A 21655-nucleotide genomic window follows, 5' to 3' on the forward strand; every position below is an offset into this window, starting at 1 on the left:
GCACCGCGCGCACCGTAGGAAGGGGCGGGGTGGTCAGGAGCGGGCGTGCGCGGCCCAGCTCGGCGCCCGGGGGACAACCCGCAGCGTCATCGCGGCCTCGGCGGGGGTGCGGTCGGCCTTGCGCTGGTTGCAGCCGGCGCAGGAGGCGACGGTGTTCGTCCAGGTGTTACCACCGCCGCGGGAGCGGGGCAGGATGTGGTCGACGGTGGCGGCCGCCGCGCCGCAGTAGCCGCAGCGCCGGCCGTCGCGTGCCAGCACACCGCGCCGGGACCAGGCCGGGCCGGAGGTGAAACGCCACCGGGTGACGACGTACCGGACCAGCCGGACCACCCGCGGCAGCGGGTAGACGCCGATCAGCCGGTCGGGCACCGCCTCGTGCACCTCGGCGACCTGACGGCAGAGCATCCGTACGGCATGACGGAGGCTGACCCGGTGCATCGGGCCGAGATCTGCGTTGACAACCAGTACGTCCATCGGTCTCCCCTCTCCGGACGGTTTCGGCGGACGGCTTTTGCGGACTGTTCTCTGCGGACGGCTCCGGCGACGGTGACGGCTGCCGGACGGTGACGGCTTCGGCGGACGGTGACGGCTGCCGGACGGTGGGCGAAAAAAAGCCGCCCGGTCCGAACAGGACGACACGGGCGGCGTGAGCAGGCGCGGGTTGGTTACCCGCGCCACCGGCCCGGTTCGTCGTGGTGCATGCGGTAGCGGGTGCCGCCCGCGGCCGACGGGCACGCCTCGCCCCACCACGCGTACGCGCGCGGTGCGGTGCTCGGGTGCCGTGGCATCGGGTGATCTCCCTGTCTCGATCCGGTTGGCAGAAAAGCTAGCGCTCGGACGAGCGTGCGGGCAATGGTTTTTGCTGGTTTACGACTACCGGCAGGGTCCGGTTCCGGTCAGGGGCTGACACGTGGCGGGGCCGGTCCGCGTCGCGTCGCGGCGTACGGCGGGCGCGGGTCAGCCGGCGTCGCCGGCTTCGGCCGCAGGCCGGCGTGCGGCTGCGGGGGTGGCGCGCAGGCCGAGGGCCCGCAGTTCCAGCGCGGCGAGCGCCTCCACGGTCGCCGGGTCGCCGCGCCGCCAGGCCTGCGCGACGTCGGGGTCGATGCGGGTGAGCCGGCGCAGCGGCTGGTTGGTCAGCGCCCGCAGCGCCAGCAGGTCCCGGCCGGCCGGCGCGGCGCGCAGCGCGCGGGCGGCACCGGCGCGGCGGATCCAGCGCAGCCGCAGCGGCAGCCAGCCGAACAGGACGATCCCGAGGGGGAAGATCAGCACCGCCACGGTGAGGGCGAGCGCGAGCCGGCCGACCAGCGCCTGCTGGTCGGCGCCGGCGTCGGCGACCGACTGGGCCGCCTGCGCGGCCCGCTCGAACGGGCTGGTCAGCTCGTCGCCGACCAGCGGCACCCGGCCGACCTTGCCGCCGACCTCGGCGAAGTTGCCGGCGAGTCCGCCGCCGGCCTCCTCAAGTTTGCGCCCGGGGACGGCGAGCTGCGCGACGAGGTCGTGCAGCCAGAGCGCGCCGCGGACGGCGACGTAGACCCAGGCGACGACGAGGAGGTCGGCCAGGAGCTGGCGGAGGGCGACGCGCGGCCGGTCGGCATAGATTCTCACGCGTGCAGCGTGGCACGCGCGGTCAGTCCACGCAGGCCGGACAGGTGCCGAAAATTTCGATGGAGTGGTCGATCTCGACGTAGCCGTACCGCTGGGCCACGGCGTTGGTCCAGCTCTCCACCGCCGGACCGCCCACCTCGACCGTACGGCCGCAGCGGCGGCAGATCAGGTGGTGGTGGTGTCCGTCGCTGCACCGGCGGTACAGGTGCTCGCCGCCGGCCGGGCGCATCACGTCGATCTCGCCGGCGTCGGCGAGGCTCTGCAGGGTCCGGTAGACGGTCGTCAGCCCGATGCGTTCGCCGCGGTCCCGCAGCATCGCGTGCAGCTCCTGGGCGCTGTGGAAGCCGTCCACGTCGCCGAGCAGGGCGCTGATCGCGCTGCGCTGGCGGGTGTTGCGGATCGTGCCCCCGGTCTGCGGTTGCGCGGTCACGGCACTGCCGCTGCCGGCTCGTACGGTCCGCGCCGGCGCAGGGGCGCTCCGACGGTGCTCATCTGCCCTCCCCGGCGTGGCTGACCGCGTCGGCCACGATGTGTGCGACGTGCTCGTCGACCAGCGCGTACGCGATCTCGCGGCCCCGCCGGGACCCACGCACCACTCCGGCGCCGCGCAGCACGCGCAGGTGCTGCGAGACCAGCGGCTGGGCGGCCCCCAGCTTTTCGACCAGCTCGTGCACGCAGCGTTCGCCCTGGCCGAGTTCGGTGACGATGGCGAGCCGGATCGGCGCCGACAGGGCGCGCAGCAGTTCGCCGGCGCCCTCGTAGGAGTCGTAGCCGTTCGCAGCGGTCACGACACCACCGTAACGGCATCGGGGCGCCGGTCGCGTCCGGTGCGGCGGGTCACCGCAGCACCACCTCCTGCGGTTCCGGTTCGGTCGCCGCCGGCGGGGTGCGCCGGCGGTGCAGGGCGTGCCGCACCGCGACCGCGGCGCTGACGACCAGGAAGATGGCGATCGCCAGCACCACCACCGAGGCACCGGGGGCGGTGTCAAGGCCGGCGGCGACGAAGAGCCCGGAGCCGGCGGCGAGCAGACCGAAGAGCATCGCCGCCGTCATCGTGGCGCGGAAACCGCGGGTGAACTGCTGGGCGGCCGCCACCGGGATCACCATCAGCGCGCTGATCAGCAGCAGCCCCACCGTCCGCATCGCGATGGTCACGGTCACCGCGGTGGTGACGGCCAGGATCAGGTTGAGGGTGCGTACGGGCAGTCCGGAGACCCGGGCGTACTCCTCGTCCTGGCAGACGGCGAAGAGCGCGGGGCGCAGCAGCAGCATCGTGATCAGCACCAGTCCGCCGAGGACGCCGATCGTGATCAGGTCCGCGGTCCGGGTGGTGGTCAGGGCGCCGAAGAGGTACGACGTGAGCGCCGCGCTGCTGCTGTCGGAGAGGCCGACGAGCATCACGCCGCCGGCGATGCCGCCGTAGAAGAGCAGCGCCAGCGCCATGTCGCCGGAGGTGCGTCCCCGCTCCCGCAGCAGTTCGATGCCGACCGCGCCGATGATGGCGACGACGACGGCGGCGATGACGGGGGAGCGGTGCATCAGCAGGCCGATGCCGACGCCGGTGAGCGCGACGTGGCCGATGCCGTCGCCGATCAGCGAGAGTTTGCGCTGCACCAGGTAGATGCCGAGGGAGGGGGCGGCCAGTCCGATGATCAGCGCGCCGATCAGCGCGCGGATCATGAAGTCGTACTGGAAGAGGCTCAGGGCGTCGCTCACAGGTTCCACGTCCTGTTCCAGATGCTGCCGGGTTCGGCGGGCGCGTGCGGGTGCACGTGGTCGTGGTCGGGTTCGGCGTGGTGCCCGGCGGGCTCCGGTACCGCTCCGTCGTGGGCGATGTGGCCGTCGTGGACGACCACCGCCCGGCTGATCAGTGGTCGCAGCGGGCCGAGTTCGTGGGCGACCAGCAGCACCGAGCCGCCGGCGTCGACGAAGGTGCCGAGCGCCGTGGCGAATGCCTCCTGGCTGACGGCGTCGACGCCGGCGGTCGGCTCGTCGAGGACGAGCAGGTCCGGTGCGCCGGCCAGGGCGCGGGCGATCAGTACCCGCTGCTGCTGGCCGCCGGAGAGGTTGGCGACCGGCTCGTGGGCCCGGTCGGTGAGCCCCACGGCCGCCACGGCGTCGGCGACGGCGGCCCGGTCGGCGGCGCCGGGCGGGCGCAGGATGCCGCGGCGGGCCAGCCGCCCGGTGGAGACGACCTCGGTGACGGTGGCGGGCACTCCGCCGCCGGCACCGAGGCGCTGCGGGACGTAGCCGATGCGCTGCCACTGCCGGAAGCGCCGCAGCGGCACCCCGAAGAGCTCGATCCGGCCGGCCCGCAGCGGTACGAGGCCGAGGACGGCTCGGATCAGGGTGGACTTGCCGGAGCCGTTGGCGCCGAGGACGGCGATCACCTCGCCCCGGGTCATCCGCAGGTCGACGTCGCGCAGCACCAGCCGGTTGTCGTACCCGATCGCGGCGCCGGTGACGGAGATGATCGTCGCGTCGCTCACGCGCATCCCTGTCCGGTGCGCAGGGCCGCGAGGTTGGCGCGCATCGCGCTCAGGTAGTCGCCCTGGGCGGGGGCTGCTTCCAGCGGGTCCAGTACGGCGGTGGTGGCGCCGACCTCGCGGGCGATGGTCTCGGCGACCTTCGGGCTGACCAGGCTCTCGAAGTAGATCGTGGTGGCGCCGTGCGCGCGGGCCTCCTCGGTCGCCTCGGCCAGTCGCTGCGGCGTCGGCTCGTCCTCCGGGGTCAGGCCGCTGACGCCGATCTGCTCCAGTCCGAAGCGTTCGGTCAGGTAGCCGAAGGCGGTGTGGCTGACGACGAGCTCGCGGCGTTCGCAGCTGCGCAGGCCGGCCTCGTACTCCTGGTCGAGGGTCTGCAGATCGGTGCGGAGCGCGGCGGCGCGGGCCCGGTAGTCGGCGGCGTTGGCGGGGTCGGTTTCGGTGAGCCGGTCGGCGACCCGGTCGGTGATGGTCGCCATCCGGGCGGGGTCGAGCCAGAGGTGCGGGTCCCGGGCCTGGTCGTGCGCGTGATCGTGCCCGTCGGCCTCGTGCTCGTGTTCGTCGTGTTCGTGTCCGCCGGCGGCGCCGTCGAGCAGCGGCACCAGGGTGCCGACGTCCAGCGCCCGGTCGTCGCCCTCGCTGGTGACGGCCTCGTCCACGGCCGGCTGGAATTCGGAGAGGTAGAGGATCAGGTCGGCGTCGCTGATCTGGCCGACCTGGCGCGGGCTGAGCTCCAGGTCGTGCGAGTCGGCGCCGGGCTTGACGAGCGAGTCGACGCGGACGTCGTCGCCGCCGACGCGCTCGGTGACGAACTGCATCGGGTAGAAGGCCGTGACCACCCGGGTCCGACCGTCGTCGGCGTCGTCACTGCCGCAGGCGGCGAGGGCGCCGGCCGCGAGTAGCGCGGTGGTGACGGCGGCGAGTGGGCGGAGCCTGCGGCGGTGGGTCATACCGGCAACTCTCCGCATGATGACAATGATTGTCAAAAGCGCATAAGTGTATGAAAGTGCGGGTCAGAGCAGCTTCGCCACCGCGCCGGCGACCAGCAGCGCCAGCACCGACAGTCGCACCGCGCGCATGCCGGCGGTCTGCACCGGCCAGGTCTTCGACATCAGCATGCCCAGCGCGGCCGCGAGCACCAGCAGCAGCAGCGCGCCGGCGAGCCCCGGCGCGAAGAGCGCGGCGAGCATCAGCGCCAGGGCGGCGAGGAAGACCGAGGTGGGGTTGAGCCGGGCCAGGCGGAGCTCCCAGGCGCTCTGCGTACGCTGCATCCACACACTCTAGGAGAACGCTGTGGTGCACGTCACCACGCTCAGGAGGGACGGCACAGGTGCTCGTCACCAACCGCTTCGTGATCGACGAGGATGTCGCCGCCGATTTCGCCGACCGCGCCCACACGGCGCTGGCCGCGCTCGCGGCGCGCCCCGGCTACCTGCGCGGGGAGCTCCTGCGCGCCCTGGACGACCCGCGGCACTGGTCGCTGCTGACCGAATGGGAGTCAGTCGGGGCGTACCGGCGGGCGCTGGGCGGGTTCGACGTCAAGGTGCACGCCACCCCGCTGCTGGCGCAGTCGCTGGACGAACCCTCCGCCTTCGAGACGCTGGCCACCGCCGAGCCGGGCGCGGCGGTCACCGTCCGGGTCAGTGATCGCAGTACGCAGCCGTACCGGTAGCCCGGTGCGACTAATCTCTCCCGCATGAGCGCAACCGGACCGGCAGCCGCCCCGCCGCCCCACGCCGCGCCGGGCGCACCCGCACCGGTGGCGCCCCCGCCGCCCGGGCCGGGCGTGACGCCTCCCTTCGCCGCCCCGCCGGTGGAGGGGCGCTCGCGCCGGCTGTGGTTCGGGCTGGGCATCGGCGCGGTGGTGCTGACCCTCTGCGGCGGCGCCGGTCTGGCGGCGATCATCGGCCTGGCCGTCACCGGCACCGAGGCGCTCAACGAACAGGCGCAGGCCGTCACCGGCGCGTACTACACCGCCCTCGCCGAGCAGGAGTACGAGCAGGCGTACGACCTGCTCTGCGACCAACTCCAGGCGGGTCAGTCCCGCGCCGAGTACGTCCGCACCGCCGGCCTCGGGCCGCGCATCGACTCGTACCAGGTGGGGAAGACCGTGATCGGCAACGAGCTGACCGTCCCGGTGGACGTCGTCTTCGGCGGCGGCGGGACCGAGCGGCAGAACGTCACCCTCGCCCAGGACACCTCGACCGGCGAATTCGAGGTCTGCGGGGTCAGCTGAGCTGGGCCTGCGGCGCCGGGAGTAATCTCCTGGCCAGGACCGTGGCAGTACTGTTGTCCCGGTCTTCGCCCCGATTCCGAACCATGTCCCCGCCGACCGCCAGCCGGCGTAGGAGGAACCCATGCCAGCCGACCGTATCGACGCCGTAGTCAGCCTCGCCAAGCGCCGGGGCTTCGTCTTCCCCTCCAGTGAGATCTACGGAGGCACCCGGTCTGCCTGGGACTACGGTCCGCTGGGCGTGGAGCTCAAGGAGAACGTCCGCCGGCAGTGGTGGAAGACGATGGTCCAGGAGCGCGACGACGTCGTCGGGCTGGACTCGGCTGTCATCCTGGCGCGTGACGTCTGGGCCGCCTCCGGTCACCTCGACGCCTTCGTCGACCCGCTGACCGAGTGCCAGTCCTGCCACAAGCGCTACCGGGCCGACCACCTCGAGGAGGCGTTCGAGGCCAAGCACGGCCGGCTGCCCAGCGGCCTGACCGAGCTCAACTGCGCCAACTGCGGCGCCAAGGGCTCCTTCACCGAGCCGAAGATGTTCAACGGGCTGATGAAGACCTACCTCGGCCCGGTGGAGAGCGAGGAGGGGATGCACTACCTGCGCCCCGAGACCGCCCAGGGCATCTTCGTCAACTACAACAACGTCGCCACCTCGGCCCGCAAGAAGCCGCCGTTCGGCATCGCGCAGACCGGCAAGTCGTTCCGCAACGAGATCACCCCGGGCAACTTCATCTTCCGTACCCGTGAGTTCGAGCAGATGGAGATGGAGTTCTTCGTCGCGCCGGGCACCGACGAGCAGTGGCACGAGTACTGGCTGCAGCAGCGCTGGAACTGGTACATCGACCTGGGCCTGAGCGAGGAGAACCTGCGCTTCTTCGAGCACCCGCAGGAGAAGCTCTCGCACTACTCCAAGCGCACCGTCGACATCGAGTACCGGTTCCAGTTCGGCGGCACCGAGTTCTCCGAGCTCGAGGGGATCGCCAACCGCACCGACTTCGACCTGAGCACGCACAGCAAGCACTCCGGCGTCGACCTCTCCTACTTCGATCAGGAGAAGGGTGAGCGCTGGGTGCCGTACGTCATCGAGCCCGCCGCCGGCCTGACCCGGGCGGTGCTCGCCTTCCTGCTCGAGGCGTACGACGAGGACGAGGCGCCGAACACCAAGGGCGGGGTGGACACCCGCCGGGTGATGCGCTTCGACCCGCGGCTGGCCCCGGTCAAGGTCGCGGTCCTGCCGCTGTCGCGCAACGAGGCCCTCTCGCCGAAGGCCAAGGAGCTCACCGCCGCGCTGCGCAAGCGCTGGAACGTCGAGTACGACGAGACCCAGGCGATCGGCAAGCGCTACCGCAGGCAGGACGAGATCGGCACGCCGTTCTGCGTGACGGTGGACTTCGACACCCTCGACGACAACGCGGTGACCATCCGGGACCGCGACACCATGGCCCAGGAGCGGGTTCCGCTGGACCAGGTCGAGCGGTACCTGATCGAGCGCCTGCCCGGCTGCTGACAACTCCGGCGTACGCGCCCCTGTCGTCGCCCGCACGGCGGCGGCGGGGGCGTTTCGCCGCCGACGTGGAATTGTTGAGGCTGTGACCACTCCCGCCGACCCCGCGACCGCACCGGCCACGCCCGTCCCGGTCCCCGCCGCTGTTCCGGCCCCAGCCGGTTACGCGGCGGCGATCAGCACGCCGGCCCCGGCGATCGCCCCGCTGACCCTCGGCCGGCACCAGGTGTGGCCGCCGGTGGTGCTCGCCCCGATGGCCGGCATCACCAACGTCGCGTTCCGCCGGCTCTGCCGCGAGCAGGGCGGCGGCATCTACGTCTGCGAGATGATCACCACGATCTCGCTGGTGCACCGCAACCCCAAGACGTTGCGCATGATCGCTTTCGCCGGCGACGAGCGTCCGCGCAGCCTGCAGCTCTACGGCGTGGACCCGGAGATCACCGCCGGTGCGGTGCGCCGCATCGTCGAGGAGGATCTCGCCGATCACATCGACCTGAACTTCGGCTGCCCGGTGCCGAAGGTGACCCGCAAGGGCGGGGGCTCGGCGCTGCCGTGGCGCCGCCGGCTCTTCGCCCGGATCGTGCGCGCCGCCGTCGAGGCCGCCGCCCCCGCCGGGATCCCGGTCACCGTCAAGATGCGCAAGGGCATCGACGACGACCACCTGACGTACGTCGAGGCGGGGCTGGCCGCCCAGGACGCCGGGGTCGCCGCGGTGGCCCTGCACGGGCGGACGGCCGCCCAGCGCTACTCGGGCACCGCCGACTGGGACGCGATCGGCACGCTGAAGGCGGCGCTGGATGTCCCCGTCCTCGGCAACGGCGACATCTGGGAGGGCGACGACGCGCTGCGGATGATCTCCCACACCGGCGCCGACGGGGTGGTCGTGGGCCGTGGTTGCCTGGGGCGCCCGTGGCTCTTCGCCGATCTGGAGGCGGCCTTCAACGGCGCCCCCGAGCGGCGCCTGCCGAACCTCGGTGAGGTGGCGGCGATGATGCGCCGTCACGCCGAGCTGCTGGCCGAGGCCTTCCCGAGCGAGAAGGACGGCTGCACCGACTTCCGCAAGCACGTCGCCTGGTACCTGAAGGGCTTCCCGGTCGGCAGTGAACTGCGCCGGGAGCTGGCGATGATCTCCACCCTCGGGCAGCTCGACGACCTGCTCGGCAAACTCGACCCGGACGAGCCGTTCCCGGTCAGCGCGCTGGGTCAGCCCCGCGGCCGGACCAATTCGCCCGGCAAGGTGTTTCTGCCCGAGGGCTGGTTGGAGAGCCGGGACGACGACGTGGTGCCCCAGGGCGCGGAGCTGGAGGACTCCGGCGGCTGAGCCGCTGCCGGGGCGGCCTGCCGTGCGGCGGTCGCGCAGCCGGTCAGCCTGCCGTGCGGCGGTCGCGTAGCCGGTTGTCGAGCGCGGCCAGGTCGTCGACGAACCAGACGTGGGCGCCCTGGTTGGACTCCTGCACCAGGGCGCGCAGCGCGCTGCTTTCCGACAGGTGCGCGGTGATGTCGCCGAGGACGACCAGCGGCATCCGGTAGTTGACGAACTTCTGCATCACCTCGCCGGCGAAGCGGGTGCCGAGGGAGAAGAAGCGCGGATCCAGCCGGTGCGCGGGGACCGCCACCATCTCGGCGCCGGCGAAGGCAGCCCCGATCAGGTCGAGGGCGTCCTGTTCGGAGGCGATGAGCGGCCCGTCCGGGTCGCAGACCAGCACCTGCACCCCGTGGCGTTCCTGCACCAGGTCAGCCATTGTGGATCGCTCCGCCGAGCAGGTCGTTGCCCGCCCCGAGCACGGAGTCGAGCAGCTGCAGGACGTCCGCGGTCGCGGCGGCGTCTCCGAGGATCACGATCTTCATCCGGTTCCGTTCGTCGTCGTGGATGGTCTGCAGGCGTAGCGGGGAGGCGTGCCCGGCGCTGCTGTTCGCCCCGGCCAGGACCAGGGTGGCGAGCCGGTCGGCGGCGGCCCGGTCGACACCATCGATCTGCACGATGCTCGACACCTCGATCGCCCGGTCCGGAGTGGGACCCGGTGTCCGGCTCTGTCCGGTCAGCGCGTCGAGGTCGCTGCGGGCGATCCGGTACTGCTTGCCGATGCGGACCGCCTTGAGCCGGCCGCCGCGGATGTAGGAGCGGACGGTCCGCACGTGCAGCCCGAGCCGCTCGGCGACCTGCTCAACCGAGTACATTTCCTCACTCATCGTTCCTGATCCTAGGGGCAACAGGGACGTATAGGGAAGCTTTTGCCGCCCTCGGTTCCAAGGTGCCGGACCGACGTCCTGGCCCTGGTGGGCGGAGATCCCGGTCCATGTCCCGTCCACGTGATGGTTACGAAACTGTTTCGTTTCCTGGTCAGGAGGGTTTACAGGACGGGTCCGGCGGCTTATGGTTCCGGAAGTTGTACATGGTTGTCCATGAACATGAGGCCGGTAGATGAAGATTGCAGTGGTCGGCAGCTACGGCGCCGGGTTGACGATGCGGGTGCCCCGGGCACCCGTCGCCGGAGAGACACTCACCGGAGGGGTCTTCGCCTCCGGTCACGGCGGCAAGGGCTCGAACCAGGCGGTCGGCGCCGCCCGGCTCGGTGCCGAGGTGGCGTTCCTGACCGCGATCGGTCGTGACCAGTTCGGCGCCGCCGCGCGCCGGCTCTGGGCCGACGAGGGCGTCGACGCCGCCCAGGTCCGGGACACCGACGCCGCCACCATGGTCGGCTTCATCATCGTCGACGATCAGGGCGAGAACCGGATCGCCATCGCCCCCGGGGCGCTGGACGAGCTGACCCCCGCCGACGTGGAAGCCTTCGCCGGCCGGATCGCCGAGGCCGACCTGGTGGTCGTGTCGCTGGAGATCCCGCTGCCGGTCGCCACGGCCGCGCTGCGCATCGCCCGCGAACACGGCACCCGCACGCTGCTGAACCCGGCGCCCGCCGCGCAGCTGCCGGCCGAGGCCTGGGACTGGATCGACGTGCTGACCCCGAACTCCAGCGAGGCGCGGGTGCTCACCGGGGGAGACCCCGAGGACGAGACCTCCCCGGAGGAGCTGCTCGACCTGCTGCGCCGGCAGTACACCGGAACGATCGTGCTCACCCTCGGCTCCGAGGGCGCCATCGTCGACGACGCCGGCGACCGGTTCCGGGTGGAGCCGGTCCGGGTCTCGGACGTGGTCGACACCACCGGCGCCGGTGACTCGTTCACCGCCGCCCTCGCCGTCGCCCTGTCGCGCGGCGACGCCCTGCCCGACGCCGTCCGCTTCGCCGCCGCCGCCGGCGCGCACACGGTCGGCATCGCCGAGGTGATTCCGGCGCTGCCCCGACCGGATGACGTCGCGGCCCTGCTCAGGAGTGACCGATGACGACAACGACCGCGCCGACCGCGCCGCTGCCCGAGGCGACCGCGGCCAAGGCCCGCAACCCCCTGCAGCGTTTCCTGCACGCCCGTGAGGCCAGCACCTTCCTGGCGCTCGTGGTGCTCTTCGCCCTCGGCACGCTGATCGCCCCGGGCTTCCTCGGCACCAGCAACTTCCTGACCGTCGGCCAGCAGATCGCGCAGATCGGCATCATGGCCGTCGGGATGACCTTCGTGATCATCAACGCCGAGATCGACCTCTCGGTCGGCTCGATCTACGGCCTCGGCGCCGTCTGCTGCGGTCTGCTGATGTCCGCCGACGTCGCCTGGCCGATCGCCGCGCTCGGTGGCATCGCGGCCGGCGCGGCCGCCGGCTTCCTCAACGGCGTGATGACCGTCGGCTTCGGAATCCCGTCCTTCATCGTCACCCTCGGCACGCTGAGCGTCTACCGGGGTGTGGCGCTGCTGCTCAGCGGCGGCGCGCCGATCTCGCTGCCCTCGGGCGACCCGAACGTCGCCGAGTTCAGCCTGCTGGGCCAGGGCAAGCTCTTCGGCCTGGTGCCGATGCAGCTGATCATCTTCGCCCTGGTCGCGGTCGTCGGCATGATCGTGCTCTCCCGCTCCCGCTACGGCTTCAACACATACGCCGTCGGTGGCAGCACCGAGGCCGCCCGGCTCTGCGGCATCAACACCGGGCGGGTACGCATCACCGCGTTCACCATCTCCGGCACCATGGCCGGCCTGGCCGGCGTGCTCGGGCTCTCCTTCCTGTCGTACGTGCAGGGGGTGACCGGCACCGGGATGGAGCTGACCGCCATCTCCGCGGTGATCATCGGTGGCGCCGCGCTCTTCGGTGGCTCCGGCACGATGCTCGGCACGATCATCGGCGTCGCCTTCATCGGTGTACTGCAGAACATCCTCAACCTGCGGGGCATCTCGTCGTTCTGGCAGACCGTGGCGACCGGCGCGGTGATCATCATCGCCGTCGCCGCCGACACCTGGCTGCGCAAACGCTCCGGCCGCCGTTAGCGGCCTTCCGGCACCCCTCGCACCGCACCCCCACCCATCACCACGAGCAAGGAGCTGTACCCATGGCTGTCTCCCTCCGGCGCCGGCTCGCCGTCGCCGTGGCCGTCGGTGCCACCCTGCTGGCCTCGGCCGGCTGTGGCGCCGTCACCACCGGCGAATCCTCTTCCGACGGCGAGTTCAAGCTCGCCGGCTACATCAAGGAAGCCGTCGACAACGGCGACGAACTCAAGATCCGGCTCAGCTACCACGACCCGTCGCTGGCCTTCGCGGTGCCGATCCGCCAGGGCATGGAGCGCGCCGCCGCCGAACTCGGCGTCAACGTGCAGATGATCGGCCCCTCCGGCGGTGACGCCTCCGCCCAGGTCGCCGAGCTGCAGACCCTGATCAACCAGAAGCAGATCCACGGTCTGGCGGTCTCCTCGGCCAGCAACGACGCCCTCAAGCCGGTGATCGCGCAGGCCTTCGACGCCGGCATCCCGATCATCTCGTTCAACACCAACAACCCCGAGTCCAAGCAGATGGGCTTCGTCGGCCAGGACCTGGTCGCCTCCGGCGAGTCGCTGGCCAAGGAGCTGCTCGGGGTGCTCGACGGCGCCACCGGCAAGGTCGTCGTCGCCTCGGTCGACTCCGGTGCGGGCTGGTCCAACGACCGCTTCGCCGGCTTCAAGAAGGGCGTCGAGGGCTCCGGTCTGGAGATCGTCGGCCCGGTGAACACCGGCAACGAGCCGAGCACGGCGTACAACACCATCGAGTCGACCATGGCCGCTCAGGGCGACGCGATCGCGCTGGTCTCCCTCGACTGCTGCAGCTTCACCGCCGGGGCCAAGTGGCTCCAGCAGTCCGGCAAGGCCGGAAAGATCCACTCCGTCGGCTTCGACGTCCAGCCGCAGACCGTCGAGTACCTCAAGGCCGGCACCGTCGACCTGACCATCAGCCAGGCCCCGGCCGAGCAGGGCTACCAGGCCGTCAAGCTGCTCGCCGAGTTCGTCAAGAACGGCACCGCCATCAGCGACGTCGACACCGGCGTGCTCGTGGTCACCCGCGACAACGTCGACGACGTGCCGGTGGAGGGCTGAGTCATGACCAGCCCGGCTGAGATCATCGCCCCGGCGGCCGTCGCCGTCGAGGTCGAGGGGCTGTCCCGGCACTTCGGACCCGTCCGCGCGCTGCACGAGGTGACCCTGCGCGTCCCGGCGGGGAGCCTCACCGCCGTCATGGGGGAGAACGGCGCGGGCAAGTCGACCCTCATGAAGATCCTGGCCGGGCTGGACGCCCCCACCGCGGGCACCGTACGCGTCGGCGACCAGCAGGTCCGCCGCTTCGAACCGGCGAACCTGCTCAGCCGGCACCGGGTGGCCCTGGTGCCGCAGGAGCTGTCGCTCTGCCTGGACCGCACCGTCGCCGAGAACATCATGCTCGGCGTCGAGCCGGGGTCGCGTCCGTTCCCCAACCGGGGCAAGCTCGACGAACGCGCCGCCGAACTGCTCGACCGGCTCGGCGTCCGGCTCGACCCGCGGCACGCGGTGGGGCGGCTCGACGCCGCCACCCAGCAGCTCGTGGTCATCGCCCGGTCGCTGGCCCGCGAGGCCCGGGTCGTCATCTTCGACGAGCCGACCTCGATCCTCTCCCCGGCCGAGTCCGACCGGCTCTTCGGCGTGATCGAGTCGCTGCGCGCCGACGGCATCACCATGCTCTACGTCTCGCACCGGATGCCGGAGGTCTTCGCCCTGTCGCAGCACATCCACGTGCTACGCGACGGGCGGCACGTCGGTGACTGGCCGACCGCCGAGGTGGCGCCGGACCAGGTTGTCGCCGCGATGGTCGGCCGGGAGCTGGCCGGCGAGATCGACCGGCCCGCCGGCCGGACCCGCAATCCGCAGACGGCGCCGCGGCTGGCCCTGAGTGGGCTCACCGGCAAGGGGTTCGCCGACGTCACCCTCGATGTCGCCCCCGGTGAGGTCGTCGGTGTGGCGGGGCTGCCCGACAGCGGCCGTGTCGAGTTGCTGCGTGCGATCTTCGGCGCGGACCCGGTCACCGGCGGTCAGATGTCGCTCGACGGCGAGCTGTTCCGCGCCCGTTCGCCGCGCGACGCCATCTCCGCGCGGGTCGCCTACCTGCCCGGCGAGCGCCGCCACCAGGGCATCTTCCCGACGATGAGCGTCGCCGACAACATCAACGTGCTGACCCTCGGCCGCAACCAGCGCCTGGGGCTGCTGCAGCGGCGGGCGCTGCGGCGTGGCGCCGACGCGCGCGCCCGTGAGCTGCGGGTCAAGACCGCCGGCACCGCGCAGGGCATCACCCAGCTCTCCGGCGGCAACCAGCAGAAGGCGCTGCTGGCGCGCTGGCTCTCCATCGAACCCCGGCTGATGCTGCTCGACGAGCCGACCCGCGGGGTCGACGTCGGCGCGAAGGCCGAGATCTACCGGCTCTTCCGCACCCTCGCCGAGGCCGAGGTGGGGCTGCTCGTCTCCTCATCCGACCTGCCCGAACTGCTCTCCGTCAGCGACCGCATCGCGGTCATGGCCGCCGGCCGGCTCGTCGGCGTGCTCTCGGCGGCGGAGGCGACCGAGGAGAAGGTCATGGCCCTGGCCACCGGCGCAACCACCATGAAGGAGTAATGCCATGAAACGCAACGGAATCCTCAACGCCGAGCTCTCCGGCGCCCTGGCCACCCTCGGCCACACCGACCTGCTCATGGTCGTCGACGCCGGGTTCCCCATTCCGCGTACGGCGCACCGGGTGGACCTGGCCATCGCCGAGGACCTGCCCAGGCTGACCACGGTGCTCGACCTGATCGCCGACGAGCTGATCGTCGAGGGCGTGGTGACGGCCGAGGACGTGGTCACCCACAACGCGCCGCTGGCCGGCTGGCTGCAGCAGCGCTTCCCGGACGCCCCGCTGACCACCCGGTCGCACGCCGAGATGCTGGGCGAACTCGCCCACCAGGCGAAGGTGATCGTGCGTACCGGCGCCTTCAACCCGTGGGGCAACGTCGGCCTGGTCTGCGGGGTGGACGTGCCGCGCTGGTTCGACGAGCCCGGCGTGATCGTGCCGGACTACTACCGGGACCGGATGTAGTCCCCACCGCCTCTGCCCTTCCCGCACCCTTTGGAGATCTCGTGACTTCCGCCCTGTTCGACGACGCCACTGTCACCCCCGCGTCGTTGGCGCCGTTCATCCAGCACACCCTCATCGACGTCGGGATCACCCGCGACCGGATGGTCGCGCACGCCGAGGAAGCCGTCCGGTACGGCTTCAACGCCGCAATGGTGCCCGGCAGCTGGGTCCCCGAGGTGGCCGCGGTCCTGCGCGGCACCGGCGTCGAGGTCGCCTCGGCGCTCGACTTCCCGACCGTGGGCGTGACCACGAGCGCCGGCAAGGCGGCCGAGGCCGAGAGCCTGGTCCGGGCCGGCGCGCAGCAGATCGACATCGGTGTGCAGATCGGCTGGCTCAAGAGCGGCATGTACGACGCGTTCCGTGACGACATCGCCGGTGTCGTCGCCGCCGGTGTGCCGGTCAAGGTGATGCTGGAGCTGCCGCTGCTGACTCCCGAGGAGCGGGAGGTGGCCGTACGGCTGTCCATCGAGGCCGGTGCGGCGTACCTGAAGAACGCCAGCAGCGGCAACGTCGAGGTGGCGAACCCGGAGAGCGTCGCCTACCTCGTGCAGCGGGCGCCGGAGGGTGTCAAGGTGAAGGCATCGGGCAGCATCAAGTCCTTCGACCAGGCCGTGTCGTTGCTCAAGGCCGGGGCCGTGCTGCTCGGCACCAGCGCTGGTGTGGATATCGTCACCGACCAGGTGGACGCGCAGACCACCAGCTACTGATCTCCTGCCGTCTCCCGGTGCGGTCGCACCACCGCACCGGGGGATGGCCGGAATCCGACAAAGGGGTGGCGATGTCCGAGCAGTTGGCCTCGATCGCGGCGGCGGAGCATCTCGACCGGGACGCGCCGATGCCGTTGCACGCGCAGGTCTCCGAGCAGATTCGCCACCGGATCGTCAGCGGCGACTGGCCCGCTCACTACCGGCTGCGCAGCGAGCCGGAACTCGCCACCGAACTCGGCATCTCCCGGGGCACGCTGCGCCGGGCACTGTCCACACTGATCCGTGACGGCCTGCTGGTCCAGGTCCGCGGGCGGGGGACCTTCGTGACCTCCACGACGCTGGAGCCCTCGATCGCCCAGAAGCTCACCACCCTGTCGGAGGACTTCGCCCGGCAGGGCGTCGAGGTCGTCACCGAGATGCGTACGCGGGAGGTCATCGCCGCTCCCTCCCCGGTCGCCGCGCTGCTCGATCTGCGCCCCGGTCAGGCGGTGCTGCACCTGGAGCGGCTGCGCTCCACTCAGGACGGGCCGGTGGCCTGGCTGGTTAACTACGTGCGCACCGATCTGGCGCCCGGGCTCGAGCGGCACGACTTCGCCACCGGGTCGTTGTTCGGCACGCTGGAGAACGAGTACGGCTTGAAGATCAGCAACGGCCGCCGGACCTTCAGCGCCTCCGGCGCGCGCGGCGCGATCGCCGCGGCCCTGGGGGTGCCGGAGGGGTTCCCGCTGCTCTACCTGGAGCAGATCACCTATCTCGAAGACGGGCGCCCGGTCGAGTACTCCGATGTCTGGATCCACAGTGACCGGATGCGGGTGACCTCGCTGCTGTCCCGGCGCTGACCGGGTCAGTGCCCGGGGTCGGCAGCCGGTCCCGCCTCCGTTGCTGAACCGGAATTCGCCGACGAGTCGCTGTCGGGGCGGCGCTGGGCCGGTACGGGCCAGGGCAGCTCCGGGGCGCGGTGGAAGGTGATCCCGGCTTCGGTCCAGCGCCAGGCCTGGGCGGTCAGCCGCCGGCTCAGCGCCGGCCAGTCGCGCGCGGACCGGGGGGACCAGGCCAGTTCGGCCAGGGCGGGCAGCCGGGGGAAGAGCATGAACTCGATCTCCTCCATTGTGGTCACCGACTCGGTCCACAGCGGCATCTCCAGCCCCAGCACGGCACCGGCCGGCACCCCGTCGAGGTGGCTTTCGGGGTCCCAGTCGTACGCCCGCTGAACGTCGATCGTGCCGGCCCAGTCGTGGCCGATGGGGGTCTGCGGGTCGTACTTCATGTCCAGGTAGCAGCGGTCGGCGGGGGAGAGGATCACCCGGTCGCCGCGGCGGACGGCGGCGGCGAGCAGCGGGTCCTCACCGGAGGTGCCCCAGTACTGCAGGATCCGGCCGGGGCGGTGCTCGGCCGCGGCCAGCTGATGCCAGCCGATCGGGATCTTGCCGGTGGCGGCGACCAGCGACTGGGCGCGGGTGACGAAGGCGGCGAACTCCGGCCCGGGTACGTGGAACGCCTCGTCGCCGCCGATGTGCAGGTACGGCCCCGGGGTGAGTTCGGCGAGTTCGCCGAGGACGTCGGCGAGGAACTCGTACGTCGTCTCCCGGTCCAGGGCCAGGGAGCTGAAGCCGACCTCGGTGCCGGTGTAGGGCGCGGGCACGGTGTCGTCGGGGGCGAGTTCGCGGTAGGCGGTCAGGGCGGCGTGGGTGTGGCCGGGCATGTCCACCTCCGGGACCACCGTTATGTGGTGGGCGGCGGCGTAGCGGACGATGCGCCGGTAGTCCGATTTGGAGTAGTACCCGCCCTCGCCGCCGCCGACCTGGGTTGCCGCGCCGGCCCGGGTGAGCGCCGGCCGCCGGTCGATGGCGATCCGCCAGCCCTGGTCGTCGGTGAGGTGCAGGTGCAGGTGGTTGAGCTTGTACCGGGCGAGGTGGTCGATGAAGCGCAGCACGTCGGGGACGTCGAAGAAGTGGCGGGCGACGTCGAGCATGGCGCCGCGGTAGGCGAAGCGCGGGGTGTCGGTGATCTCGCCCCCCGGGACGGTCCAGGCCCGCGCGACCGGCGTACGGCTCTCGATCTGCCACGGCAGCAGTTGGCGCAGGGTCTGCACGCCGTGGAAGAGCCCGGTCGGGGTGGGTGCGGCGAGGGTCACCCGGGTCGGGGTGACGGTGAGCCGGTAGCCGTCGGTGCCGACCGCGGGCAGGTTGGTCAGGAGCAGCCGCAGGTCACCGGGGGGTTCGCCATCGAGCGGGCCGACGGGCAGCGGGTAGCCGGTGGCGGGTCGCAGCAGTTCGGCGAGGTGTTCGGCGACGGCGACGGCGCCGGGTTGCCGGCCGCAGCGGATCGTGGTGTCCGGGCGGAGGGTGAAGGTGGCCGCGGGGTCGGGCCGCACGCGGGTGGGGGCGGGGACGACGTCGGTGAGAAGGACCGCCGGTTCTCCGTTGAGCCGGGCCGGTGCCGAGTCGGGATGCGGCGTCGCGGGGGATTCGATCGACACGGGGGCCTCCGGAAGAGGGGTTATACCCGGTTACATGTGGCAAAACGTACATCGCGCGGCGGGTAGGAGGCAATGTCGTCTGAGTCGCAAAGATGACCCCCGGATGCGCGGTCGTGCGCAGTCATGACCATGGAAGCGCTCCCAGTGACCGGAACTTGCGTGTGGTCTGTCGTTTCGTGTGCCCATTGTCACCGAATGGGTGCAGCCCCCGAGGCGGTCGCTTAGCCTTCGCCCACCAATGGCCATTGGTCCCAAGCGGTAGGCGGTGCCACGCTCGGGGTAAGAGCGTGTGAACCTTCGGTTGAGTGTCGGTTACTGGGAGGCTCTGGTGGCAGCCAAAGAGACTGCTGAGCAGAAGTACGTCTACGACTTTGCCGAGGGGAACCGGGATCTCAAGGATCTGCTCGGCGGCAAGGGAGCCAACCTGGCGGAGATGACCAACCTTGGTCTTCCGGTGCCGCCCGGCTTCACCATCACCACCGAGGCCTGCAAGGCCTACCTGGCCAGCGGCAGTGAGCCGGCCGGCCTCGCCGACCAGATCACCGAGCGCCTGGCCGCGCTGGAGCAGGCGATGGGCAAGCGCCTCGGCGATGCCGACGACCCGCTGCTGGTATCGGTACGCTCCGGCGCCAAGTTCTCCATGCCCGGCATGATGGAGACAGTCCTCAACGTCGGCCTCAACGACGTCAGCGTCGTCGGCCTCGCCGCCTGCTCCGGCGGTAACGAGCGCTTCGCCTGGGACTCCTACCGACGCCTGATCCAGATGTTCGGCAAGACCGTCTGCGACGTGCCCGGCGAGGAGTTCGAACACGCCATCGACGAGGCCAAACGCGCCAAGGGCACCACCGACGACCTCGCCCTGGACGCCGGTGACCTGCGCAGGCTCGTCGACGCGTACAAGGAGATCTTCCGCGCCCACACCGGGCGTGACTTCCCGCAGGACCCCCGTGAGCAGCTCGACCTCGCCATCCACGCGGTCTTCGACTCGTGGAACGCCGAGCGCGCCGTGCTCTACCGGCGCCAGGAGCGCATCCCGGCCGACCTGGGCACCGCGGTCAACGTCTGCACCATGGTCTTCGGCAACCTCGGCGCCGACTCCGGCACCGGGGTGGCCTTCACCCGTGACCCGGGCAGCGGCGCGCAGGGCATCTACGGCGACTACCTCTCCAACGCCCAGGGCGAGGACGTGGTGGCCGGCATCCGCAACACGGTGCCGCTGCAGCAGTTGGAGCAGCTCGACAAGAGGTCCTACGACGAGCTGCTGGGGATCATGGCGCGGCTCGAGCAGCACTACCGTGACCTCTGCGACATCGAGTTCACCATCGAGCGCGGCAAGCTCTGGATGCTGCAGACCCGCGTCGGCAAGCGCACCGCCGGCGCCGCCTTCGTCATCGCCGGCCAGCTCGTCGACGAAGGGCTGATCGACCTCGACGAGGCGCTCAGCCGCGTCAACGGCGCCCAGCTCGCGCAGCTGATGTTCCCGCGCTTCCAGGCCGACCACGCCAACGAGGTGCTCGCCAAGGGCGTCGGCGCCTCCCCGGGCGCCGCCGTCGGCAAGATCGTTTTCGACTCCGCCCGCGCGGTGGAGCTGGCCGCCCAGGGCGAGGCGACGATCCTGGTCCGCCGGGAGACCAACCCCGACGACCTGCCCGGCATGATCGCCGCCCAGGGCATCCTCACCTCGCGCGGCGGCAAGACCAGCCACGCGGCGGTGGTGGCCCGCGGCATGGGCAAGACCTGCGTCTGCGGCGCCGACTCCCTCGAGGTCAACGTCGCCGCCCGTACGGTCACCGTGAACGGCCGGACCCTCGGCGAGGGCGACGTCCTCTCGATCGACGGCACCACCGGCGCGATCTACCTCGGTGAGGTGCCGGTCTCCCCGTCCGAGGTGGTGCAGTACTTCGAGGGCGTTCTCGACCCGGCGACCACCGACGACGCGCTCGTCAAGGCCGTGCACCGGATCATCACGCACGCCGACGCCACCCGCCGCCTGGCCGTGCGCACCAACGCCGACACCGGCGCCGACGCCGCTCGCGCCCGCCGCTTCGGCGCCCAGGGCATCGGGCTGTGCCGCACCGAGCACATGTTCCTCGGCGACCGGCGCGAGCTGGTCGAGCGGCTCATCCTCGCCACCACCGCCGAGGGCCGTGAGGCGGCGCTCGGCGCCCTGCTGCCGCTGCAGCGGGCGGACTTCGCCGAGATCTTCCGGGAGATGGACGGCCTGCCGGTCACCATCCGGTTGATCGACCCGCCGCTGCACGAGTTCCTGCCCCCGTTGGAGGAGCTGGCGGTCAAGGTCGCCGTCGCCAAGGCACGCGGCGAGGAGGCCGGCAAGGACGAGGCGCTGCTGGCCGCGGTCCGTCGTATGCACGAGCAGAACCCGATGCTGGGGCTGCGCGGCGTCCGCCTCGGCCTGGTCATCCCCGGCCTGTTCACCATGCAGGTACGGGCGATCGTCGAGGCCGCGGTGGAGTGCGCCCGGGCGGGCGTGGAGGCCAAGCCGGAGATCATGGTGCCGCTGGTCGCCGCCGTGCAGGAGCTGGAGACGGTCCGCGCCGAGGCCGAGAAGATCGTGGCCGAGGTCGTCGCCGACAGCGGCGTACAGGTGCTGATCGGCACGATGATCGAGGTGCCGCGGGCGGCGCTGACCGCCGGCCAGATCGCCGAGACCGCCGAGTTCTTCTCCTTCGGCACCAACGACCTGACCCAGATGAGCTGGGCCTTCTCCCGCGACGACGTGGAGGGCTCCTTCTTCTCCCGCTACCTGGAGCTGGGCATCTTCGGTGTCTCGCCCTTCGAGTCCATCGACCGCGAAGGCGTCGGCCGGCTGGTCCGCATCGCCGCCGAGGAGGGCCGGGCAACCCGGCCGGGATTGAAGCTCGGCGTCTGTGGGGAACATGGAGGCGACCCCGACTCGGTGCACTTCTTCCACTCGGTCGGCCTGGACTACGTCTCCTGCTCCCCGTTCCGGGTGCCGGTGGCGCGGCTCGAGGCAGGCCGGGCGGCTGTGCAGTCCGCCGGCTCGGACAGCCGCTGAGCAGACGGCACACGCGTACGCGTCGGGGCGGTTCCCGGCGGCGGCCATCACCGGCCGCCGCCGGGGCCGCCCCGCGGCGTACCCGCCGTGCCGTAGGCCCGGTGCACCCCTTGGAGTGCGGCGTAACCTGG

At 71.6% G+C, this 21655-nt stretch carries 22 protein-coding genes and 1 pseudogene; 12 read left to right on the forward strand and 11 right to left on the reverse strand.

From position 1 onward, the window contains the following. Positions 1–33 precede the first annotated feature (33 nt). From ACK8GG_RS19775 to ACK8GG_RS19810, 8 genes are all read right to left on the reverse strand, one after another. Complete coding sequence (locus ACK8GG_RS19775) at positions 34–474, reverse strand: HNH endonuclease (protein ID WP_440356960.1); 441 nt, start codon at positions 472–474, stop codon at positions 34–36. Positions 475–957: 483 nt separating this feature from the next. Then, entirely contained in the window at positions 958–1605 is a 648-nt protein-coding gene (locus tag ACK8GG_RS19780) for a hypothetical protein (protein WP_440356961.1), read from the reverse strand. A gap of 22 nt (positions 1606–1627) precedes the next feature. Continuing rightward, positions 1628–2035 (reverse strand): Fur family transcriptional regulator, encoded by a 408-nt coding sequence (locus ACK8GG_RS19785; protein ID WP_440350662.1) that lies wholly within the window; start codon positions 2033–2035, stop codon positions 1628–1630. Positions 2036–2093: 58 nt separating this feature from the next. Continuing rightward, positions 2094–2393: an ArsR/SmtB family transcription factor gene (locus ACK8GG_RS19790; protein ID WP_440354950.1), complete on the reverse strand. Its 300-nt coding sequence runs from the start codon at positions 2391–2393 to the stop codon at positions 2094–2096. A 49-nt stretch (positions 2394–2442) separates the two neighbouring features. Further along, positions 2443–3309: a metal ABC transporter permease gene (locus ACK8GG_RS19795; RefSeq protein ID WP_440356976.1), complete on the reverse strand. Its 867-nt coding sequence runs from the start codon at positions 3307–3309 to the stop codon at positions 2443–2445. 8 nt (positions 3310–3317) lie between these two features. Then, a complete protein-coding gene (locus ACK8GG_RS19800) occupies positions 3318–4094 on the reverse strand; it encodes a metal ABC transporter ATP-binding protein (protein WP_440350660.1) in 777 nt (258 codons plus the stop codon). After that, the gene (locus ACK8GG_RS19805; RefSeq protein ID WP_440356977.1) at positions 4091–5038 is read right to left on the reverse strand and encodes a metal ABC transporter substrate-binding protein; all 948 of its coding nucleotides are present in this window, start codon (positions 5036–5038) and stop codon (positions 4091–4093) included. The genes ACK8GG_RS19800 and ACK8GG_RS19805 overlap by 4 nt, the downstream gene beginning before the upstream one ends. A gap of 63 nt (positions 5039–5101) precedes the next feature. Next, positions 5102–5359, reverse strand: coding sequence for a DUF6703 family protein (locus ACK8GG_RS19810; protein WP_440356962.1), 258 nt, complete (start codon positions 5357–5359; stop codon positions 5102–5104). 59 nt (positions 5360–5418) lie between these two features. On the opposite strand from ACK8GG_RS19810, the gene ACK8GG_RS19815 reads away from it, so the two are divergent. The 4 genes from ACK8GG_RS19815 (at position 5419) to dusB (ending at position 9143) form a co-directional block, all read left to right on the forward strand. After that, entirely contained in the window at positions 5419–5760 is a 342-nt protein-coding gene (locus tag ACK8GG_RS19815) for an antibiotic biosynthesis monooxygenase family protein (RefSeq protein WP_440350658.1), read from the forward strand. An 87-nt stretch (positions 5761–5847) separates the two neighbouring features. After that, positions 5848–6324: a hypothetical protein gene (locus tag ACK8GG_RS19820; protein ID WP_440350767.1), complete on the forward strand. Its 477-nt coding sequence runs from the start codon at positions 5848–5850 to the stop codon at positions 6322–6324. 121 nt (positions 6325–6445) lie between these two features. Then, positions 6446–7825 carry a glycine--tRNA ligase gene (locus tag ACK8GG_RS19825; protein WP_440350657.1) on the forward strand — a complete coding sequence of 460 codons (1380 nt, stop codon included), beginning with the start codon at positions 6446–6448 and terminating at the stop codon, positions 7823–7825. Positions 7826–7997: 172 nt separating this feature from the next. After that, positions 7998–9143, forward strand: coding sequence for a tRNA dihydrouridine synthase DusB (dusB, locus tag ACK8GG_RS19830; RefSeq protein WP_440350766.1), 1146 nt, complete (start codon positions 7998–8000; stop codon positions 9141–9143). 43 nt (positions 9144–9186) lie between these two features. On the opposite strand, the gene ACK8GG_RS19835 is transcribed toward dusB, so the two are convergent. Next, positions 9187–9564: a DUF4180 domain-containing protein gene (locus tag ACK8GG_RS19835; protein WP_440350656.1), complete on the reverse strand. Its 378-nt coding sequence runs from the start codon at positions 9562–9564 to the stop codon at positions 9187–9189. Next, positions 9557–10012, reverse strand: a complete 456-nt coding sequence (locus ACK8GG_RS19840) for a helix-turn-helix domain-containing protein (protein WP_440350655.1) — start codon at positions 10010–10012, stop codon at positions 9557–9559. Before ACK8GG_RS19840 ends, ACK8GG_RS19835 begins: the two co-directional genes overlap by 8 nt. A gap of 232 nt (positions 10013–10244) precedes the next feature. Here ACK8GG_RS19840 and ACK8GG_RS19845 point away from each other — a divergent pair, with 232 nt between their 5' ends. From ACK8GG_RS19845 to ACK8GG_RS19875, 7 genes and pseudogenes are all read left to right on the forward strand, one after another. Continuing rightward, positions 10245–11162: a ribokinase gene (locus tag ACK8GG_RS19845; RefSeq protein ID WP_440350654.1), complete on the forward strand. Its 918-nt coding sequence runs from the start codon at positions 10245–10247 to the stop codon at positions 11160–11162. Next, positions 11159–12082 (forward strand): annotated as a pseudogene (locus ACK8GG_RS19850) (ABC transporter permease); the annotation flags it as partial. The gene ACK8GG_RS19845 and the pseudogene ACK8GG_RS19850, both read left to right, overlap by 4 nt. Before the next feature lie 164 nt (positions 12083–12246). Then, complete coding sequence (locus tag ACK8GG_RS19855) at positions 12247–13260, forward strand: substrate-binding domain-containing protein (RefSeq protein ID WP_440356963.1); 1014 nt, start codon at positions 12247–12249, stop codon at positions 13258–13260. A 3-nt stretch (positions 13261–13263) separates the two neighbouring features. Then, positions 13264–14802 carry a sugar ABC transporter ATP-binding protein gene (locus ACK8GG_RS19860; protein ID WP_440356964.1) on the forward strand — a complete coding sequence of 513 codons (1539 nt, stop codon included), beginning with the start codon at positions 13264–13266 and terminating at the stop codon, positions 14800–14802. Between the two features lie 4 nt (positions 14803–14806). After that, positions 14807–15262, forward strand: coding sequence for a D-ribose pyranase (gene rbsD / locus ACK8GG_RS19865; RefSeq protein WP_440350651.1), 456 nt, complete (start codon positions 14807–14809; stop codon positions 15260–15262). A gap of 41 nt (positions 15263–15303) precedes the next feature. Further along, positions 15304–16008, forward strand: a complete 705-nt coding sequence (gene deoC / locus ACK8GG_RS19870; RefSeq protein WP_440354947.1) for a deoxyribose-phosphate aldolase — start codon at positions 15304–15306, stop codon at positions 16006–16008. 71 nt (positions 16009–16079) lie between these two features. After that, positions 16080–16847 carry a GntR family transcriptional regulator gene (locus ACK8GG_RS19875; RefSeq protein WP_440356965.1) on the forward strand — a complete coding sequence of 256 codons (768 nt, stop codon included), beginning with the start codon at positions 16080–16082 and terminating at the stop codon, positions 16845–16847. A gap of 5 nt (positions 16848–16852) precedes the next feature. Here the strand turns inward: ACK8GG_RS19875 and ACK8GG_RS19880 are convergent, their stop codons facing one another. Further along, a complete protein-coding gene (locus tag ACK8GG_RS19880) occupies positions 16853–18511 on the reverse strand; it encodes a beta-N-acetylhexosaminidase (protein WP_440356978.1) in 1659 nt (552 codons plus the stop codon). Positions 18512–18815: 304 nt separating this feature from the next. Between ACK8GG_RS19880 and ppdK the strand changes: the two genes are divergently transcribed. Next, complete coding sequence (ppdK, locus tag ACK8GG_RS19885; RefSeq protein WP_440356966.1) at positions 18816–21524, forward strand: pyruvate, phosphate dikinase; 2709 nt, start codon at positions 18816–18818, stop codon at positions 21522–21524. Positions 21525–21655: the final 131 nt, after the last annotated feature.

The organism is Melissospora conviva (assembly GCF_049523535.1).
Classification (GTDB): Bacteria; Actinomycetota; Actinomycetes; order Mycobacteriales; family Micromonosporaceae; genus Melissospora; species Melissospora conviva.

Excerpts from the sequence above, each read along its gene's own strand:
- ACK8GG_RS19810 (WP_440356962.1), bottom strand. The coding sequence starts at position 5,359 with ATGCAGCGTACGCAGAGCGCCTGGGAGCTCCGCCTGGCCCGGCTCAAC.
- ACK8GG_RS19855 (WP_440356963.1), top strand. The coding sequence starts at position 12,247 with ATGGCTGTCTCCCTCCGGCGCCGGCTCGCCGTCGCCGTGGCCGTCGGT.
- ACK8GG_RS19835 (WP_440350656.1), bottom strand. The coding sequence starts at position 9,564 with ATGGCTGACCTGGTGCAGGAACGCCACGGGGTGCAGGTGCTGGTCTGC.
- ACK8GG_RS19825 (WP_440350657.1), top strand. The coding sequence starts at position 6,446 with ATGCCAGCCGACCGTATCGACGCCGTAGTCAGCCTCGCCAAGCGCCGG.
- ACK8GG_RS19805 (WP_440356977.1), bottom strand. The coding sequence starts at position 5,038 with ATGACCCACCGCCGCAGGCTCCGCCCACTCGCCGCCGTCACCACCGCG.
- ACK8GG_RS19840 (WP_440350655.1), bottom strand. The coding sequence starts at position 10,012 with ATGAGTGAGGAAATGTACTCGGTTGAGCAGGTCGCCGAGCGGCTCGGG.
- ACK8GG_RS19775 (WP_440356960.1), bottom strand. The coding sequence starts at position 474 with ATGGACGTACTGGTTGTCAACGCAGATCTCGGCCCGATGCACCGGGTC.
- ACK8GG_RS19860 (WP_440356964.1), top strand. The coding sequence starts at position 13,264 with ATGACCAGCCCGGCTGAGATCATCGCCCCGGCGGCCGTCGCCGTCGAG.
- ACK8GG_RS19875 (WP_440356965.1), top strand. The coding sequence starts at position 16,080 with ATGTCCGAGCAGTTGGCCTCGATCGCGGCGGCGGAGCATCTCGACCGG.
- rbsD (WP_440350651.1), top strand. The coding sequence starts at position 14,807 with ATGAAACGCAACGGAATCCTCAACGCCGAGCTCTCCGGCGCCCTGGCC.
- ACK8GG_RS19845 (WP_440350654.1), top strand. The coding sequence starts at position 10,245 with ATGAAGATTGCAGTGGTCGGCAGCTACGGCGCCGGGTTGACGATGCGG.